Below are 15,763 nucleotides of genomic sequence, written 5' to 3' on the forward strand. Positions count from 1 at the left end.
TGCGACACATCCAACTTCGACCCGCCCTTATCGATGGATGCCTGGCCGGCACCGGCCTGCCGCTCACCCCACCGACTCCATCCTGAAAACCTCAGTAACGGGTGAAGGTGGAGGGTGTGTGGGTGGCGATTCGGGCTTCGGGCGGGAACAGACGAAAGGCTGGGGGTGGGACGAGTACCCGTCCCGCTTCCGTTCCGTGAAGGACTTCCTCATGCAAACCGCACTCCCGCCGATCGGCGCTGAGATTCCCTGCAGCTCGCTCGCTCTCAGCACTTCTCTGCAGGTCGGGGCCGACCTGCTGACCGTGGACTTCCGGGGAGGACTCAAGACCCGGGTCGACGTCAACCCGGACGACCCGATGAACAGCGTGCGCCTGCGTCTGGTCGGCCTCAGGTTCACCGCGGAGATTCCGGAAGACGCCGGAGGCGGCACCCTGACGATCGAACAGAACGACGCTGACATGGAGGCGAGGGGCCGGTTGACGGTGACGCAGCAGTTCCCGCCCCTGTACGACTGCTCCCTGGACCTGGGCACCTGCGCCCTGGGGATCGAACGCCCGAAGAGCGATCGGCTCGTGCTCGTCCCGAAGGAGAAGCGGGCGTGGGCACTGACTTCCAAGCGGCTCACCCAGTACCCCCCGCGCGGTGACATGTTCGATCTCAAGGACGCGGTCGAGTTCGTCGACCCCGCCAAGCCCGACGACATCGCCGCCGCGCTCCGGAAGTTCTCGGCGAAGGTCGGCGGCCTGTAGCACCGGTCACGCGAAACGCCGGGCCAGGCCGACCCGGCAGGCCCCCGCACGGCCCGAGCCCTGGCGCCTCCGTGTCCGGAGCGAAGGGCGGTACAGCTGATGGGCCGAAGCCCGCGTGTCCCTTTCGCGGCGCTGTCGTTGTCGCCGGTATGAAGAAGATGATCACTGTGGCCGTCATGGCCCTCGCGGCGACCGCCATGGCCGTCCCCGCGCACGCCGTCAACGACTCCAACTTCGGCGGTATCAACGCCGCCAACAACGGGAACTTCACCGCCGCCGCCGTCTGCATGATGGAGGTCGCCGTCGTCCCCGTCCTGGGCGACTGGGTCGGCGACCGCTTCAACAACTGCTCCAACGGCAACGTCATCGACCACTCCGGCCGGTAGGCGGCCGCCGTCCGGGCGCCGCCGCCGCCTCGCGCGGCGGCGCCCGGACGACTGCGGCCGCACGGAGTGCGAACCGGCCGGCCCCGGACGTGGACCGACCGGGGGTCAGGTGGCGCCCAGTCGTCCAGCCGAGCGCCGAGCCGCCGACGCCGCGCCCGCACCAATGCCTGCCCCAACGTCGGCGGCTCGACCTCGGCCAACCGCTCCGCCGGCACCCGCCGGGGACTACGTGACCCGCCCGACCGCACCGGCACCCGCAGATCAAGACCACGGCCCAGACCACCACCAGTACGGACGCTGCTCACACCGCGCTCAACGAGCGGAACCGTCGGCCGCTACTGCCCCGTGGACGGCCCACCGCGGGCCGTCCACCGGATCGCGCAACCACACGAACTGGCGGTCCGGGCCTACCGTGATCCCGTACTCGCACGGCTCCGGCCGGCCCAGTCCCTCCCACATCGCCCAGGCGATCATCAGCTCGTCGCCGATGCGCCGCTCGCCGCCCTGGTGCAGCACCGTGGTGCCGTCACCCACCGCGCCGAATGCCGCCCACGAGCCGACTCCGTCGTGGACCCAGGCGTTCACCCCGTCCTCGTCCCGCCCAGTGGTGATCACCGCGTCCGGCACCGCCACCCGCAGCGCGAACGTGAGGTCCCAGTTCCCCTCAAGGGCGCCCAGGTCCCGCTCCAGCACCCGCTCGGTCTCGGCCGGGCCGCCGCCGCGTACCGCCGCGTACCCGGTGAACCCCGCCACCGGCGGCGCCGCCCCGGCCCGGTCCGCCATGAACTGCCCCAGGCCCTGCACCCAGCCCGTCGCGCTGCGGCCATCGTCGGCGACCGTGAGGGCGACGTGGCCCAGCCGTCCCCACGGGTAGACGATTCGCCCGCCCGGGCGGGTCGCCTCCACCCACGCCGGGGGTACCCGTTCGACGGCGTAGGTGGCGATCACCCGGTCGAACCGTTCACCGCCCGGCGCCGTGCCGGTGGCGTCGGCGACCAGCACCTCGACGTCCAGGCCGGCGGCCGCCAACCGGGTCCGCGCGAACTTGGCGAGCCCCGGGTCGATCTCGGTGGACACCACCCGGCCGGGGCCGGCCCGCCGCGCGGCGAGCGCGGCGTTCCAACCCTGCCCACCGCCGATGTCCCACACCCGGTGCCCGGGCTCCAGCAGCAGCGAGTCCAGCATGTCCACCACCACGCCCTGCGCGGACAGGCTGGACGACGGCAGCCCGCCGCTCACCTGGGTGATCGCGGCCGCGGACTGGTCGCCGTACAGCTCCCCGGCCCAACCCTGCGGATCGGCCCACCGTTCCACCGCCACGTACGCGTCCCCGTCCCACCGCCACAGCCGCTCCGGCGCGAACCAGTCCCGGGGCAACGCGGCGACGGCCTCGCGCAGCCACGGAGCCCGCTCGGGCCAGGCCCCACGCGCCTCCATCGCCTCATCAAGGCCGGCCCGCCACTTCACGAGGTCGAGGTCCACGCTCAGTCCTGCTTCGGCTTCCGGTGCTTCCCATCACTACCCGGATCCGGCTTGTCGACCTTCCCGTCCGCGTTCCCGGGCGGCGCCTTGCCCTTCTCCAGCGGCTGGTCCTTCTCCCGATTGCCCATCAGGGATCCCCCTTCGCACGCAGAACGACAACCCGGCCATCCTGACCGCTACGCCACGCAGACGGTAGGGGGCGCAGAAGCGCACAAGGCGCGCCGGATGCCGTACGCGCGCCCCCGGTAAAGCAGCGGCCCCGGCAGTGCCCTGCCGGGGCCGATCAGGCCTTCTCGGGACCACCGCACAACCTACTGGTGGGCACCGACACCGTCGTCGGGGGAGCAGCGCCGACAACCTCTACATCGCCAACCGGCACCTCACCGAACACCAGCACGGAGATGTTCTGCAGGACATCGCGGCCCAGCCGCGGGTGCCACGGTGGTTCGGCGTCGGGCCACGGCTGCTGGCCAGAACCTCCTAACCGCCGCCGTCATGCCTTCGTCGCCACCAAGGTCCGCGCCCGCTCGTTGAGGTCGCGGACCTTCGGATTTTCCGGTGTAGGGCCGGATACCGGGGAGCATCTGCAGGAAGTGGTCATCTGTCCGGGCGGACGACAGGGTCTCGTAGTCGTCCAAGAAGCTGTGCCAGGTCACTGTCGCCCCCTCGACGTGCCCGACTTCCAGTTGCCGCTGAGCCATCACGCCGTTGGCGTGCGCCCGGCCCTGCTTCTCCAGCGGCGGCCGCAGCCGCTGCGACTGCTGCATCGCGGTGATCGATCCCGTCACGTCTCCCAAGGCGTAGAGGACGGAGGAGACGTGGAAGTGATACGCCGAGAGATCGTAGCCGCCTACGTGGTCGTTGCGGCCGTCGGCCTGGGACAGAGCTTGCTCCGTCTCCCGCAGCCGGGCGAAGGCCGTACGGCTGTCTCCGACCAAGGCGGTACCGTGAGCCTGCTGGCCGGTCAGGAAAGCCCGTCGCCGGGGCCCGGCCTTCGGGGCGGCTTCGGCGGCCGCGTCAGCCAGGTTGAGGGCCTTCTGGCCGTGCTTCAGGTTCGCAGCCTGGAGCGCCATTCCGCGCAGGGTTCGGCAGTACGTGACATGGTCGTCAGCGTTCCTGGCGAGTTCCAACGCGCGATGGTAGTAGCTCTGGCCGAGACCATGTTCGATCTCGTACATCGCCATCCAGCCGATCAGATACGTTAGATCGGAAGCTGCGGAGAGCATGTCGGCCTTCACGGCCGGCGTGGCCTGTGCGCGCAGGTAGGTGCCCACGGTGTTCGTGAGGAAGGCGGCGGCCATCGGTCGGGCGTGGCCGGCGCCGAGTTCGTCCAGAATCTCCGCGATTCGGGCGGTCATCTTCCGTACGGTCTCCACCTCGCTCGCACCGACCGGAACCGCCGGGCCGAGCGACGCCGAGGTGGCGCCCACGCGCTTGGTCAGGTCTCCGAATCCCGGGACGCCGAGAGCCACCGAGTAGAGACCCGCTGTCAGCACGCTGCGCCGTGATGAATCCATGTCGGTCCTCCCGAGGTTCACGATCTTGTCCACGACATCGCCCGAAGTCGGGTGCAGCAGCTTATCGTTGGGGCTGGCGAATCCCGCCTCGGCCGACGGCGCCGAAAAGCACCAGAACGACTGAGATCCACAGCTTGCCCAGCCCGGCGCTATCGGTCTCGACGGGGGCGAGGAAGGTGAAGCTTCCGAAGGTTGCCGCGTTCACCAGCGCGCCGAGCAGCGTCACGAGGATCAACCGCGGGCTTTTGAGCTGTGCGAGCTCCGATCGCAGGGCCGGCTCGCGAGTCGCGCCTTCCTTCGCAGGTCGCGCTGGGATTCCTTTGAGGATGGCGAGAGCTGCGGGCAGGCAGAGAGCGGCGACGGCCCAGAACGTGGCCCGCCAGCCGAGCAGCGTGCCGAGGACCGATCCTCCCGGGACCCCGGCGATCGTGGCCACCGTCGTGCCCGACAGCAGCACAGCCAGCGAACGTCCCTTCTTGTCGGGGGCGACCAGCGTGGCGGCGGTCGTCAGAGCTTCGGCAAGGAACCCTGCGTTCGCGAGCGCGGCGACGACCCGGGTCGTGAGCAGAACCGGGAAGCTCGTGGTGGTGGCACCCGCGGCGTGAGCGGCCGAGAACACGAGGACGAACCCCAGGAGGCCGGTTCGTCCGGGCCGGTTGCGAGCGAGCCCGGCTACGAGTGGGGCGCCGACGATCATTCCGATCGCGAAGCCCGCGGTGAGCATGCCTGCTGTCCCGAGTGTGATGTCGTGGTCGGAGGCGATGTCTGGCAGGAGTCCGGCGAGCATGAATTCGGAGGTGCCATAGCGAAGATCGCCATGGCAAGCAGGTACAGCGGGAGAGGCATTGATGCTCCGAGGTGAGGAGAGGTGAGAAGACGTCTCGTCACCGCGGTCAGCACCCAGGGGCGCAGTCGTCCGGCCGCAGGACACGGCGGGACCACAGGACTACGAACTCAGCGGTTCAGGGAGCTGACGGCGTGACCGAAAGCCCCCACCTTGGCTGTCTCAGGGCTCGAAATGGTCCGCACGCTACCTGACCGACGCCCTTCGAGGCACCTTGGTTTCACAGACGCGGGCCGATGCCACCGTGTCATGTCCCGCAGCGCCAGCGCCCTCCTTGTCCTCGATTCGGGCAGGGAGTACTCAGCCCAGTCACGTCGGGCGTAGGCGACCCCGGCGGAGTGCGGTGTGACGGTGCATGTCGGTCACCTCGGCGAGGATCGCGCTGCGGAGATCAGCCGCGAGGGCGGCGCCGCGTCAACGGCGTTCACTCAGCGTGCCGCCCAGCGGTCGGCGGATCGGGCCGAGGAGCGGCGACGGTCGGCGGCGACCGCCGAGACGCGCCGGGCCGAGCAGGTGCAGGCGATCCAGGAGTTCCTTGCCTGTGCCCCACTCGCCGAGCGGGCCGCCTACGCCCGCCCGGAACCGTGGGGTGCCGACGAGGACGGCTGGATGACCGGGGCGCAAGCCACCATGACCAAGCTCTGGACGGCTGACCGCGGGGTTGCCCTGCTCTGCGACCCGGCTCTGGAGGCCCCCGCCCGCGCTTATGGACGCACGCTCAACCAGGCGGTCTGGCGCGCGGTCGGTGACATGGACGTCAACGAGCACCTGGAAGAGCCCAAGAATGCCTTCATGATCGCTGCCCGGGCGAGCCTGGCCCGCGCATGACCGATCGCCCCGGGCCGGTCATCCATTGAAGCTTCAGTGGTACGAGTCGACCACCCTCAGCCCCGGTGCTACAGGCTCCTCTCGGACCAGGAGCTTGCCAGGACCTCCAACGGCACAGTCGAACACCGCCCGCGGGTTGGGTGCTGCCGAAACTGGTGAGCATCTGCTGCCGGAACTCGGGTTCTGGTCCAACTTCTGTGGCGTGCCTACTCCCTGTAACGGTTGATCTCTCCGGAGGGTCTTCCGAGATCGTCCGGAAATGGCCGACGACGGCGACGTTCCGGGCGATGGTTCTGGGCTGTGCGCGAGGTACTGCTCCAGTTGGAAGAGCTGATCTTCCTGTCGGATCCGGAGATCAGGGTGGTGTCGATGCAGGACGACGGCGACGTGATCCGGATCGGTGTCAGATCCCGGACGGCCAAGGCTCGCTGCCCGGGCTGCGGGAGCTGGTCGGGGCGGGTTCACGGCTCCTACCTGCGGTTTCCAGCTGATCTTCCCGTGGCAGGGCGGCGGGTGGTGCTGCGGCTGCGGGTCCGGCGGTTCACGTGTGAGGATGCCTCATGCGAGCGGCGTACGTTCGTCGAGCAGGTCACGGGCCTGACCCGCCGGCACAGCCAGCGGACCGAGCGAATGCGGTCGGCGCTGGCCGAGGTCGGCCTCGCGGTGGCCGGCCGCGCCGGCGCCCGGCTGGCCGACGTCTTTGGGGCGAAAGCCAGCCGGAACACGGTCCTGCGACTGGTCGACGCGCTCCCGGAGCCTCAGCCGCGGACCCCGCGGGTGGTCGGCGTCGACGAGTACGCGATGCGCAAGGGACGTGTCTACGGGACCGTCCTGGTCGACGTCGAGACCCGCCGCCCGGTGGACCTGCTGCCGAATCGCGAGGCGGCCACCGTCGCGGCCTGGCTGGCCGAACGCCCGGGGATCGAGGTCGTCTGCCGTGGCCGGGCTCCGTTCTTCGCAGAGGGCGCCAGCATCGGGGCACCCACTGCCGTCCAGGTCGCCGACCGTTTCCACCTCTGGCGCAACCTCGGTGAAGCCACGGAGCGGTGCATCTCCCGCCACCGCTCGTGCCTGCGTGCGACCACCACCGAGGCGGCCCCGGAGAAGGCAGAAGTCCAGGCCCCGGCAGACGGCGGGTCGCCGTGGCCCACCGGGCACCGGTTCGCCGACCGCACCCGCGCCAAGCACGCCACCATCCACGCGATGCTAGCCGCTGGCCACAGCCGACGCTCTATCCAGCGCCAGCTCGGCATGACCTACCGCACCGTCCAGCGGCTGGCCGACGCCGCGCGGCCGGAAGACCTGTTTCAGGGGCAGTGGCAGAACCGCAGGACCAAGCTCGACGACTTCAAGCCGTACCTGAACGACCGGTGGGCCGATGGCTCTACGAACGCCTGGACCCTCTGGGAAGAGATCAGGACGCACGGCTATCGCGGCGGCTACGGAGCCGTCCGTGCCTACCTCCGCCCGCTTCGTACCACCCCGACCGCACCGGCAGCCCGACCACCATCGCCGCGGACCGTCGCCGGGTGGATCCTGACCCACCCCGACGCCCTGCCGGAGAACGATCGACTCAGGCTGAAGTCAGTGGTCACGCATTGCCCTGAACTGGACGCGCTCACCGGTCACGTCCGCGCGTTCGGAAGGATGATCACCGAACTCCAAGGCGACCGGCTCCCGCAGTGGATCGAAGCGGTTCGCGCCGACGACCTGCCGAGTCTCCACGCCTTCGTCAACGGCCTGGAACGAGACCTTGCCGCCGTCACCGCCGGCCTGACCCTGCCCTGGAGCTCGGGCGTCGTCGAGGGCCACGTCAACCGGATCAAGATGCTGAAGCGACAGATGTACGGCCGATCCGGGTTCGCACTGCTGCGGAAACGAGTCCTGCTTGCAGCCTGACGGGGCGGTTACGAACTCTGTTGGAGGCGCTCTGCAGCCTGAGCAGGCGTGTCGTAGTAGCCAGGCCATGCCAGCAGAACCGAGCTGAAGTAGTAGCCCCGCTCTTCCTCTGGCTCGTCGTCGGCTGCGAACGAGCGCCAGAAGCTCAGGAGCAGGTCGGAGGCGACGAAGGACACCGGGTCGTCTGGGTCTGCCTCGATCGGGGTGTACTCGCTCATGCGTTGCACCAGCTCGCGGGCCGGGATCGCGAATACATCCAGGCCCCGGAAGATGACTCGGTCTGTCGGAGCCGCTGGCCTCCCGAGCGCAATGGCTTCGAGCCGGTCGCGCGTGCAGTGAATGCTGATCATCAGTCCACTGGGACGGAAGACGTGCTGACCCGGCCGGTCGGATTCCGAGACTGCGGAGAGATCGCGGAGCGAGTCCAGCGCCGCGTTGGCCGATTGCCGATCCATACCGATCCGCAACGGGCCAACGCCGTTCGGTGGGGCGAGGTCGAAGTCCATGCGGGCATGATCCCAAACAGGTCCGTCCACGAGTCACGAAGGGCATCAGTCCCGAGGCGTAACAGAGCGTGACTGCTCCACAGAAGTTGGACCAGAACCGGAACTCGCGATCGAAGTCACGTCACGATCTCCCCGAAGTCCACCTGGGTGCCGGTGCGCTCGTTGACCCGTTTGTTGCGGACACGGTCCGGGGTACCGCGCTGCAGCTGGTGGAAGCGCACGTCGTGGGACTGCGTCGCCGTGTACGGCGCGACGGGCACCGTCACCAGGCCGAAGGTCAGCACTCCGGTCCACACAGGTCGGGCCACGACCGCCTCCGTTCCCGGACGACTCCGGCGCGCCGCCGCTCGCGCGGCACGGGCTCACCGCCAGCGTCGCCGCCGGGCGGTCGGCGCGCACGCGGGAGTGGGCCGACAGACACCGCGGCGACACCCCGCACCGCCGGGCGGCGCACCGCGGCCGCCCACGACGACTCCGTGGTGGGCCAGGGCTGTGACGACCGGTTCGAGTTCGAGTTGGCGCTGGACCTGCTGGACCTGCTGGACGGCTTCGAGCGGCCCCGGCAGCAGGGCTGGACCTCGACCGCGGCCGGCGGACCGGACGCCCGCCCGGCCCGGCACGGCGCAAGGCCCGCGGGCGCGCGGGGCCGGACGTCACTTCCGGTCCTCGGCGCCCGCGGGCCCGCGGGCTCACCACCTCGCCGGTCAGCCCCAGAGGCTGCGCCCGGCGAGATCGGCGGTCTGCACGAACACCAGGGCCGTCAGCAGCCCCAGGACGGCCAGTACCCCCGCCGCCTGGATCAGAGCCCGGCCCTTGCGCGGCGCGAACACCAGCACCGAGCCGACCGCGAAGCCCGCCAGCAGCCCGCCGAGGTGGCCCTGCCAGAAGGTGAAGCCCGCCGAGGCGACCAGCCAGATGATCGCGCCCACCAGCTGCCGCCCGCCGCCGAGCGGGTCGTGGTGCATCTTCCTGGTCATCAGGAAGTACGTGGCGACCAGGCCGAAGATCGCGCCGGACGCGCCGACCGCAGCCTCCTGCGGGGCGATCAGGTACCCCAGGACCGACCCGCCGAGCAGACCCGTCAGGTAGAGCGCCAGCATGCGTACCCGGCCCAGCTGCTGCTCCACCACCCGTCCGAAGAGCCACAGCGAGTACATGTTCATCAGGATGTGCAGGATGCCGAACTGCCCGTGTGTGGCGGGCAGATGCAGGAACCCCGAGGTGATCAGCCGGTACCACTCGCCGTGCGCGATCCCGACCTCCCGAAAGCCCGGCGGCAGCAGACCGCCCTCGACGACGTACCGCAGGCCGTCCGGCCCGGTCACCCCCTGGCCGAGACCGTCGAACCGGTCCACGGCGCCCGGACGGATCAGTTCGAGCACGTACACCAGCACGTTCACGGCGATCAGCAGGTACGTCAGGAAGGGCGTGTCGATCAGCCTCCCGCCGAACACCGTGCGGGCCTGACGGATGCTCCGGTGGCCCTCCTTCACGCACTCCGGGCACTGGTGGCCGACCGGCGCGTCCAGCATGCAGTCCGGGCAGATGTAGCGCTCGCAGCGGGTGCACCTGATGAACGACTCCCGGGCCGGATGCCGGTAGCAGGTGGTGGCGGGCTGCACCTCTGGGCTGGGCGCCCCGGGGGTGACGTGTGTGGCGTCCATGGAAGGGCTGGTCTCCGTACGGTTCCGGCTGGGCCCGGCGGCTGGTTCGCGGCCGGTGCAGCGAACAAGCTAGCGAACGTGCGGGCTGCTGGAAACGGAGGGGTGGGGTCCGTATCGGCCGCGGTGTGCCGGCCCGTCACGGAGGCGTGGCCCGGCGGTCGGACGGGTTGCCGCGGAGAACCTCGCCGACGGGTGTCGATCCGGGCGCCGGCCGTTCGTGTGGAGGATGGAAAGCCGGCACGGTGCCGTCGCGGCCACCCACGTCGCGCTCGGCCGGGACGCCACCCTGCTGTCCTACGGCCGCTTCACGGATCGGCAGGTGCAGAGGCTGTACTCGGTACTGCCGGCCACCCGGATCCGGTACTTGCGCCGCTCCGCGTCCTCGGGCGTCCTGGACTTCAACAGGTCGTTGGGCCGCCCACGACCGCCGCGGGTTCGTCGCCGCCTGCGCCATCCACGTCCGCACCTGCGCCTGCTCGGCCGGGGTCAGGTCCCTGAAGACGCCGCTCGCAGCGGGGTCGGCGCGACGGTGTTCGGCACCGGCGGCTTGGCCGCGGCCACAGCGTCGGTGGCGCCGGCCAGAACGACATCGGTACCCGCAGCGGTGACGACGGCCACCGCGCCGACGCGGACCATGCTCGCGGCGGCGGCGGCTGCCTCGGCGAGGACGGCGATTGGGCGCGACCGGCCCGACGGCGTGCAGCACTCCCTGCCCGGCGGCTCGGTCGAGCCGGACGACCCCGGCCGGGCGCCGGTGGTGTGGCTGCCGCTCGCGGAGGCGGCCGGTCTCCACCTCTGCCCGGCTGTCGGCCTCGTCGTCGAACGGCAGCCGATTCCGCCAGTGGCCCGCTGCTGCTGGCGTCGATGACCAGCGCCTCCTACCAGTGGCCCCGCCCCGGGCTCTGGCCGGCCGGGCACCTTGACGGTCTTCCAAGGTATCGACGGGAAACCTTGGAAGACAGATTCCGGTCGCCGCTTGACCCGTTGGTCCGTCCGTAGGGAAACCGGCTCTACGCGCCGAAGCCGTCGTCCGGGGCGTCGTTCGCGGGGGCCACGCATTCGTGGCTGCTGGTCCATACGCTAGCTGCTTTGAGGAGCGCCTCGGTGCCGGAGCTGTTGGTGAAGGTGAAGGTGACGCCTGCCGAGAGTGCCTGAAGTGCCATCTGTCCCGGGGGCTGTTTGATGACCGGTTCCAGGGCGCAGTTGATCGCGGCGAGGGCTGAGGAGACCTGTGCGATGGTGATCCGCCCGGGGTGGGAGGCGGGTATCGCCGATCCGGGGGCGGGCACGTCGATGGTGTCGCGCCAGGTCTGCAGACACATCGACGTGACGCGGCGGCAGCGACAGACACACAGCTCGACGTCACCGAAGGAGAAGAGGTGCGGCCAGCGGGATCGTTTGCTGACTCTTCCGATCGTATGTGGTTCCCCGAGGAGCACGGCGATGTCGTTCAACCTTGCCCCGCAGCAGAGCGATCCGATGGCTCCGGTCGAGCCGAACTCGGCCAGTGCATGCAGCGCAGTCATCCGCAGATCATTTCAGCCGCTCTGCTGGGCGTCCACGTCATTGCCGGAGGCCGTCCGGGCATGCTGTGACCTGGCCTGGCAGGCTCGTCCGTTCGGTCCCGTCCAGCGGCACCTCACGGTGGGAACTTGACTCCTTACTGTAGCTCCGTGAGATGTCTTGATTGATGGCCGCCCGGCGTACCGGGGCGGCCAACAAGGGTGAGAGCGGCGGCGGGTGTCGGTCAGGGCTTGGTGCCGGTCAGCTCCCACCAGGGGACGGGGCCGTTGTCCAGGTCGGCGATCGGCCACCAGTTGTCGGCGCCGGGGCCGTCGGCCTCCAGGTCCTCCAGCTTCGCGACGCCGGCCGGGACGGTGCGCAGCATCCTGGCGACGTACCGGGTGCGGGCGACGAGTTTGAGCTGGCCGGCGCGGTTGGCGAAGCCGGCCAGGCCGGTGCCGGTGAGGACGAACAGCAGCCGAGGGAAGACCGGGTAGCGGCGCTCCCACAGCGGCCTGCGGCCGCCCTGGACGGCATCGATGGTGTCGGCCCGCATCCTGGCGGAGCGGGGCGGGGGCCCAGTAGCGGGCGTAGGCGTTCAGCTTCGCGGCGAGCCGGGGCCCGCCCATGGTGGCGCGGTCGACCTCGACGAACGCCCGCTCGGACACCCGTCCCCCGGCGCCGGCGGTGCGCCCGTAGTGGAGCAGACCGTCCGGGCGCACGGTGCCCTCCTTGCCCTCGGCGAAGCGGTGCGTGACTTCCGGGATCAGGTCGAACGGCCCGTAGGAGTCACCGCGCGTGCGGGCGTCGGCGAGGAACGCGAGGTGGGTCCGGACGACGGCGAGCTGGTGGTACAGGGTGAACTTGAAGGCCTCCCTGTCACCAGGAGCCGGGGCGCGGGGATGTCCGCCAGCTCCGGGAAAGCGGCGGCGATCCGCGCGCCGTGCTCGGTCAGGAACCAGCCCTTCGCCCGCCCCGACTGCGGCAGCGCCAGCTCCTCGGCCAGGCCCTGCTCGCGCAGCCTGCGCAGCCGGCTGCGCATCTTCTCGATGCCGCTGTCGGGGGTGTGCAGGCGGCGCAGCTGTTCGGCGGTGGCGATCCGGAACTGGAACAGGGAGGCGGGCACTGCCCAGGTGATCTCCACCTCCCGCGTCTCGCTGTCCGGCTCCGCGCCCGTCCGCGCCCGTCCCGGACCCGTGGGCCGTCGCCCCGACGGCCTGAGCGGGGCCGCGGTGAACGCCCGAGAGCGCCTCGAGGCGATGGTCCGCACCGACCGCGGCGACATGGCCGTCTGGTCCCCGCAGGAACCCCGCTAGGCCCTGGGCGCCTACGCCGACGAAGTCCGGGCCGACGCCGCCGGATCGCAGGCCGTTCCGGCCGACGCCGGCGGGGACACCAAACGATGTCTGAAGTGATTACGCAGAGCCCAATGAGGGCAACAATCAGTAACCGATTTGGTTCGGGTGCCGTCTAATCGCGAGGAGGCAGGGCGTGAAGCGATCTATCAGGCGCAGAGGCTTGAGCATTCTGGGAGCGGCAACGGCCGTATTGGCCTCCTCCGTCGCGGCCCCGGTCCCGGTCTCCGCAGCTCCGGTCCACGCTCACCAGGTCTTCACCGGGGCGGGCTCCTTCTTTCCGCCAGAGGGGGTAACGCAGCTCACCGTCTATGTCTGGACCGCCGGTGGCGGCGGTGGTGGAGGCGGCGGAGGTGGCGGGGGTGGCGGCGGCGAAGGTTCGGCCACCCAGGGGCCGAACGTGCCGAACCGTCACGGGGGTAATGGCAGTCCGGGAGCGGGAGGGTCGGGAGGTGCCGGCGGGGCGGCGGGCTCCCTCTTCTCGTGCCCAGTCACTCTCTCCCCCGGCGGCGAGGGACTCCCGCCCACCCTGAGGGTCGTCAACCAGGACGGCGGGTCTGGTGGCGTTGCCGGCACAGGGGGTCGCGGCGGCAAGGCGGGCACCGACTTCTTCGGCGGCGACGGCTCACCGGGCCGAGCCGGCACGCAGGCGGCGTCGGGTGATCAGGGAGGCCAGTCCCAAGTCATCCTGGAGATGATTCAGCCGGGGGGTGGCTTCCCTGGACTGCCAGTGATCGCCATCAATGGCGGCAAGGGAGGAGGCGGGGGGCTGTCCGGCGACGGCGGCCTCGGTGGTGACGAGACCCGACAGAACGCACCCCGTCCGGCGCCTGCCGGGCCCCAGCAGAACGTCGGTACGCCCGACACCGTCGCCGTGATCGGCGAATGCACGCTCGTGAAGGCCGGTACCGCGGGCCAACCGGGCAGGGCGGCCCCAGGAGTCGGCCTGGACGGTGGCGAGGGCGGAGCCGGCGGCACCCTGGACCAGGCAACCGTCGACCTCCCCGACGGCACCTCCTTCACACCGCCCGCTGGCACCGGAGCGGGCGGAACCGGCGGAACCGGCGGCGACGCGGGCTTCGGAGGCGCGGGCGGAGTGGACGTCGGTGCGGCCGGCAGCAAGAGGGGCGGCACCGGCGCGAACGGGAGCCACGGGGCGAACGGCGGCCGCGGGACGATCGTCATCGCCTACTGAACCCGACCTCGGCCTTCCGAACCCAGACAGTGGGTTGGACGGTGCGAGCAGAACAGCACCACAAAAGGGGATCCGGCCACGCCCCGTTCACGGGGGGCGAGTAGTAGCGGGGCAGCGGTTAACGGTGAGATCGATCATGGCCTTGGGTCATGGCACGGTGGGGACCTTCTGCGCAGGAGGTCCCCACCCGGTCCGAGCTGGAGCGGTTCTTCTTCCTAGACGACGCCCACCGGGACCTGATCGCGCTCCGACGTACCGACAGCCACCGGCTCAGCATCGCGCTGCAGATCTGCACGGTGCGCTACATCGGCCGGTTCCTCGCGGACGACCCGCTAGACGTGCCGTGGCCGGTGGTGGACTACCTGGCCGAGCAACTGGGCGTCGAGGACGCCTCGTGCGTGAAGCGGTACACCGAGCGCAAGCCGACGGCCTACGAGCACTCGTGGGAGATCTGCCGGCGCTACGAGTACCGCGAGTACGACGACCGGCAGGCCGGCCGCCAGCTGCGGACCTTCCTGCACGGCCGGGCCCGCACGCGATGGCGGTGAACGAGACGGTGCTCGCGTTCGTGCGCGGCGGCACCGACCCCGACGCTCCGGGCGGGATCGGCACCGTGGCGTCTTGGGCCACGGAGGTGGAGTTCGCCCCGGGCGGGCGCCGCAGGGTGCGCTCGGACGCGGTGCTGGAGGCACCGGAGATCGGGGTACCGGTGCTGATGGTCGAGGTGGATTGCTCCATGATGTCCTCGGCGAAGGTGGCCGCGAAGTCTCGCCGGCTACCGCGAGCTGTTCCGCGCCGAGAGTCGGGGCAACGACCCGGAGCTGGCGGATGAGTCGGCGGCGGTGCGGATGACGCACTGGTGGCGTCGTGCCTACCCGGTACCAGTACGCGAGAGCTACCCGCCCGTCGCCCTGGTCCTCGCGGACGCCAGCGCGAAGACGCTGAACAACCGGGCCGTCATGATCTGCGACCTGACCGCCGAGTTCTGGCGCGGCCACCGTCGCACCGAGGACTACTCGACGGACAGCTGGCTCGACTACGGCGCCTCGATCCCGATCCTGGTCGCCTCGCTCGACACGCTCACCCAGCTCGGCCCCATGGGTGAGGTGTGGTGGCGGTACGGCCGCGACGGCCTGCTCTCCCTGACCGACGCTCTCGACAACCCGGGGGACCACGCCGCCTACAAGCAGCGGCAGGCGGAGCGCAAGGCGGCGGAGGAGAACCGCAAGCACCGGGAGGCGATGAAGCTGCGGGCCTGCGTGGACTGCGGCGCGGTCCCGGAGCAGAAGGCGAGGTGGACCCAGAAGATCCTCTTCCGCGCCCGCGAGGTGCAGTTCGCAGATCCGGCAGGAGAACTCCTTCGCGAGGTGGACGATGTCCCGGTGGGCCTCGTCCTGCACGAGGCGCTCGTTGGTCGCCCGGACCTCTTCGAGGAGCAGCCGGGCCGGTGATCCGCAGGCCGGGCACTCCACCCGCTGGGCCGGCCGCAGGAAGTAGGGCTGGCGCAGCGCGCCACGGGCGGCCAGGGCCGCCTCGTCCATGGACCGCGCGAGCGCCCGGGCGCCCTCCACACGCTGGGTGATCTCGTGGGAGAGCCTTGCGTTCTGCGCGTCCACCAGACGCCGGCCGTGGGCGACCAGCTCAGCGCCGACCAGGTCCTCTGCGGTGGTCCCCAGGTACGGGCAGAGCACGTCGACGACCCGCACGAACCGCGCGAGCCACCTCTCCTGGCCGATCGCTAGTGCTGTGACCGCATAGGTTCGCCGGGTCGCCCTTGCAGCGGTTGGATGTGTGGCACGTCCATCTGATTGGAGGCAGCCATGCACGAAGCCG

At 70.6% G+C, this 15,763-nt stretch carries 16 protein-coding genes and 4 pseudogenes; 9 read left to right on the top strand and 11 right to left on the bottom strand.

Annotation, left to right across the window (positions count from 1 at the left end):
* Positions 1-211: 211 nt before the first annotated feature.
* The gene (locus tag ACIF6L_RS38440) at positions 212-751 is read left to right on the top strand and encodes a hypothetical protein (RefSeq protein ID WP_396491907.1); all 540 of its coding nucleotides are present in this window, start codon (positions 212-214) and stop codon (positions 749-751) included.
* A gap of 149 nt (positions 752-900) precedes the next feature.
* Positions 901-1,137: a hypothetical protein gene (locus ACIF6L_RS38445; RefSeq protein WP_396491908.1), complete on the top strand. Its 237-nt coding sequence runs from the start codon at positions 901-903 to the stop codon at positions 1,135-1,137.
* A 312-nt stretch (positions 1,138-1,449) separates the two neighbouring features.
* On the opposite strand, the gene ACIF6L_RS38450 is transcribed toward ACIF6L_RS38445, so the two are convergent.
* The 4 genes and pseudogenes from ACIF6L_RS38450 to ACIF6L_RS38465 form a co-directional block, all read right to left on the bottom strand.
* The gene (locus ACIF6L_RS38450) at positions 1,450-2,619 is read right to left on the bottom strand and encodes a protein-L-isoaspartate O-methyltransferase (protein ID WP_396491909.1); all 1,170 of its coding nucleotides are present in this window, start codon (positions 2,617-2,619) and stop codon (positions 1,450-1,452) included.
* A 2-nt stretch (positions 2,620-2,621) separates the two neighbouring features.
* A complete protein-coding gene (locus tag ACIF6L_RS38455) occupies positions 2,622-2,747 on the bottom strand; it encodes a hypothetical protein (protein WP_329491944.1) in 126 nt (41 codons plus the stop codon).
* Between the two features lie 252 nt (positions 2,748-2,999).
* The gene (locus ACIF6L_RS38460; protein ID WP_396491910.1) at positions 3,000-4,169 is read right to left on the bottom strand and encodes a hypothetical protein; all 1,170 of its coding nucleotides are present in this window, start codon (positions 4,167-4,169) and stop codon (positions 3,000-3,002) included.
* Positions 4,170-4,215: 46 nt separating this feature from the next.
* Positions 4,216-4,982, bottom strand: a pseudogene (locus ACIF6L_RS38465) (MFS transporter); the annotation flags it as partial.
* 343 nt (positions 4,983-5,325) lie between these two features.
* Between ACIF6L_RS38465 and ACIF6L_RS38470 the strand changes: the two are divergent.
* Positions 5,326-5,808 (top strand): hypothetical protein, encoded by a 483-nt coding sequence (locus tag ACIF6L_RS38470; RefSeq protein WP_396491911.1) that lies wholly within the window; start codon positions 5,326-5,328, stop codon positions 5,806-5,808.
* 300 nt (positions 5,809-6,108) lie between these two features.
* Positions 6,109-7,707 (top strand): ISL3 family transposase, encoded by a 1,599-nt coding sequence (locus ACIF6L_RS38475; protein ID WP_396491912.1) that lies wholly within the window; start codon positions 6,109-6,111, stop codon positions 7,705-7,707.
* Between the two features lie 8 nt (positions 7,708-7,715).
* Here ACIF6L_RS38475 and ACIF6L_RS38480 read toward each other — a convergent pair whose 3' ends face one another.
* The 3 genes and pseudogenes from ACIF6L_RS38480 to ACIF6L_RS38490 all read right to left on the bottom strand — a co-directional run bounded on the left by ACIF6L_RS38480 (position 7,716) and on the right by ACIF6L_RS38490 (position 9,877).
* Entirely contained in the window at positions 7,716-8,213 is a 498-nt protein-coding gene (locus ACIF6L_RS38480; protein WP_396491913.1) for a hypothetical protein, read from the bottom strand.
* Positions 8,214-8,335: 122 nt separating this feature from the next.
* A pseudogene (locus tag ACIF6L_RS38485) lies at positions 8,336-8,521 on the bottom strand (Ku protein); the annotation flags it as partial.
* A gap of 396 nt (positions 8,522-8,917) precedes the next feature.
* Entirely contained in the window at positions 8,918-9,877 is a 960-nt protein-coding gene (locus ACIF6L_RS38490) for a rhomboid family intramembrane serine protease (RefSeq protein WP_396491914.1), read from the bottom strand.
* A gap of 226 nt (positions 9,878-10,103) precedes the next feature.
* Here ACIF6L_RS38490 and ACIF6L_RS38495 point away from each other — a divergent pair, with 226 nt between their 5' ends.
* A complete protein-coding gene (locus ACIF6L_RS38495; protein ID WP_396491915.1) occupies positions 10,104-10,745 on the top strand; it encodes a hypothetical protein in 642 nt (213 codons plus the stop codon).
* A 142-nt stretch (positions 10,746-10,887) separates the two neighbouring features.
* Here the strand turns inward: ACIF6L_RS38495 and ACIF6L_RS38500 are convergent, their stop codons facing one another.
* The 4 genes and pseudogenes from ACIF6L_RS38500 to ACIF6L_RS38515 form a co-directional block, all read right to left on the bottom strand.
* Positions 10,888-11,403 carry a hypothetical protein gene (locus ACIF6L_RS38500; RefSeq protein WP_396491916.1) on the bottom strand — a complete coding sequence of 172 codons (516 nt, stop codon included), beginning with the start codon at positions 11,401-11,403 and terminating at the stop codon, positions 10,888-10,890.
* 221 nt (positions 11,404-11,624) lie between these two features.
* Positions 11,625-11,936 carry a hypothetical protein gene (locus tag ACIF6L_RS38505; protein WP_396491917.1) on the bottom strand — a complete coding sequence of 104 codons (312 nt, stop codon included), beginning with the start codon at positions 11,934-11,936 and terminating at the stop codon, positions 11,625-11,627.
* Positions 11,937-12,006: 70 nt separating this feature from the next.
* A pseudogene (locus ACIF6L_RS38510) lies at positions 12,007-12,237 on the bottom strand (hypothetical protein); the annotation flags it as partial.
* Positions 12,147-12,524 carry a replication-relaxation family protein gene (locus ACIF6L_RS38515; protein ID WP_396492673.1) on the bottom strand — a complete coding sequence of 126 codons (378 nt, stop codon included), beginning with the start codon at positions 12,522-12,524 and terminating at the stop codon, positions 12,147-12,149. The gene ACIF6L_RS38515 and the pseudogene ACIF6L_RS38510, both read right to left, overlap by 91 nt.
* A 941-nt stretch (positions 12,525-13,465) precedes the next feature.
* Here ACIF6L_RS38515 and ACIF6L_RS38520 point away from each other — a divergent pair.
* The 4 genes and pseudogenes from ACIF6L_RS38520 (at position 13,466) to ACIF6L_RS38535 (ending at position 15,381) form a co-directional block, all read left to right on the top strand.
* Complete coding sequence (locus ACIF6L_RS38520) at positions 13,466-13,930, top strand: hypothetical protein (RefSeq protein WP_396491919.1); 465 nt, start codon at positions 13,466-13,468, stop codon at positions 13,928-13,930.
* A 149-nt stretch (positions 13,931-14,079) separates the two neighbouring features.
* Positions 14,080-14,466: pseudogene (locus ACIF6L_RS38525) on the top strand (DUF4158 domain-containing protein); the annotation flags it as partial.
* An 8-nt stretch (positions 14,467-14,474) separates the two neighbouring features.
* The gene (locus ACIF6L_RS38530; RefSeq protein WP_396491920.1) at positions 14,475-14,762 is read left to right on the top strand and encodes a hypothetical protein; all 288 of its coding nucleotides are present in this window, start codon (positions 14,475-14,477) and stop codon (positions 14,760-14,762) included.
* A 10-nt stretch (positions 14,763-14,772) separates the two neighbouring features.
* Complete coding sequence (locus ACIF6L_RS38535) at positions 14,773-15,381, top strand: hypothetical protein (RefSeq protein WP_396491921.1); 609 nt, start codon at positions 14,773-14,775, stop codon at positions 15,379-15,381.
* Positions 15,382-15,763 lie beyond the last annotated feature (382 nt).

Source organism: Kitasatospora sp. NPDC086009 (genome assembly GCF_044540385.1).
Taxonomy (GTDB): domain Bacteria; phylum Actinomycetota; class Actinomycetes; order Streptomycetales; family Streptomycetaceae; genus Kitasatospora.

Bases quoted from the DNA above. Each gene is read 5' to 3' on its own strand.
- ACIF6L_RS38445 (WP_396491908.1), top strand. From the start codon at position 901: ATGAAGAAGATGATCACTGTGGCCGTCATGGCCCTCGCGGCGACCGCC.
- ACIF6L_RS38480 (WP_396491913.1), bottom strand. From the start codon at position 8,213: ATGGACTTCGACCTCGCCCCACCGAACGGCGTTGGCCCGTTGCGGATC.
- ACIF6L_RS38490 (WP_396491914.1), bottom strand. From the start codon at position 9,877: ATGGACGCCACACACGTCACCCCCGGGGCGCCCAGCCCAGAGGTGCAG.
- ACIF6L_RS38440 (WP_396491907.1), top strand. From the start codon at position 212: ATGCAAACCGCACTCCCGCCGATCGGCGCTGAGATTCCCTGCAGCTCG.
- ACIF6L_RS38455 (WP_329491944.1), bottom strand. From the start codon at position 2,747: ATGGGCAATCGGGAGAAGGACCAGCCGCTGGAGAAGGGCAAGGCGCCG.
- ACIF6L_RS38505 (WP_396491917.1), bottom strand. From the start codon at position 11,936: ATGCGGGCCGACACCATCGATGCCGTCCAGGGCGGCCGCAGGCCGCTG.
- ACIF6L_RS38495 (WP_396491915.1), top strand. From the start codon at position 10,104: ATGGAAAGCCGGCACGGTGCCGTCGCGGCCACCCACGTCGCGCTCGGC.
- ACIF6L_RS38500 (WP_396491916.1), bottom strand. From the start codon at position 11,403: ATGACTGCGCTGCATGCACTGGCCGAGTTCGGCTCGACCGGAGCCATC.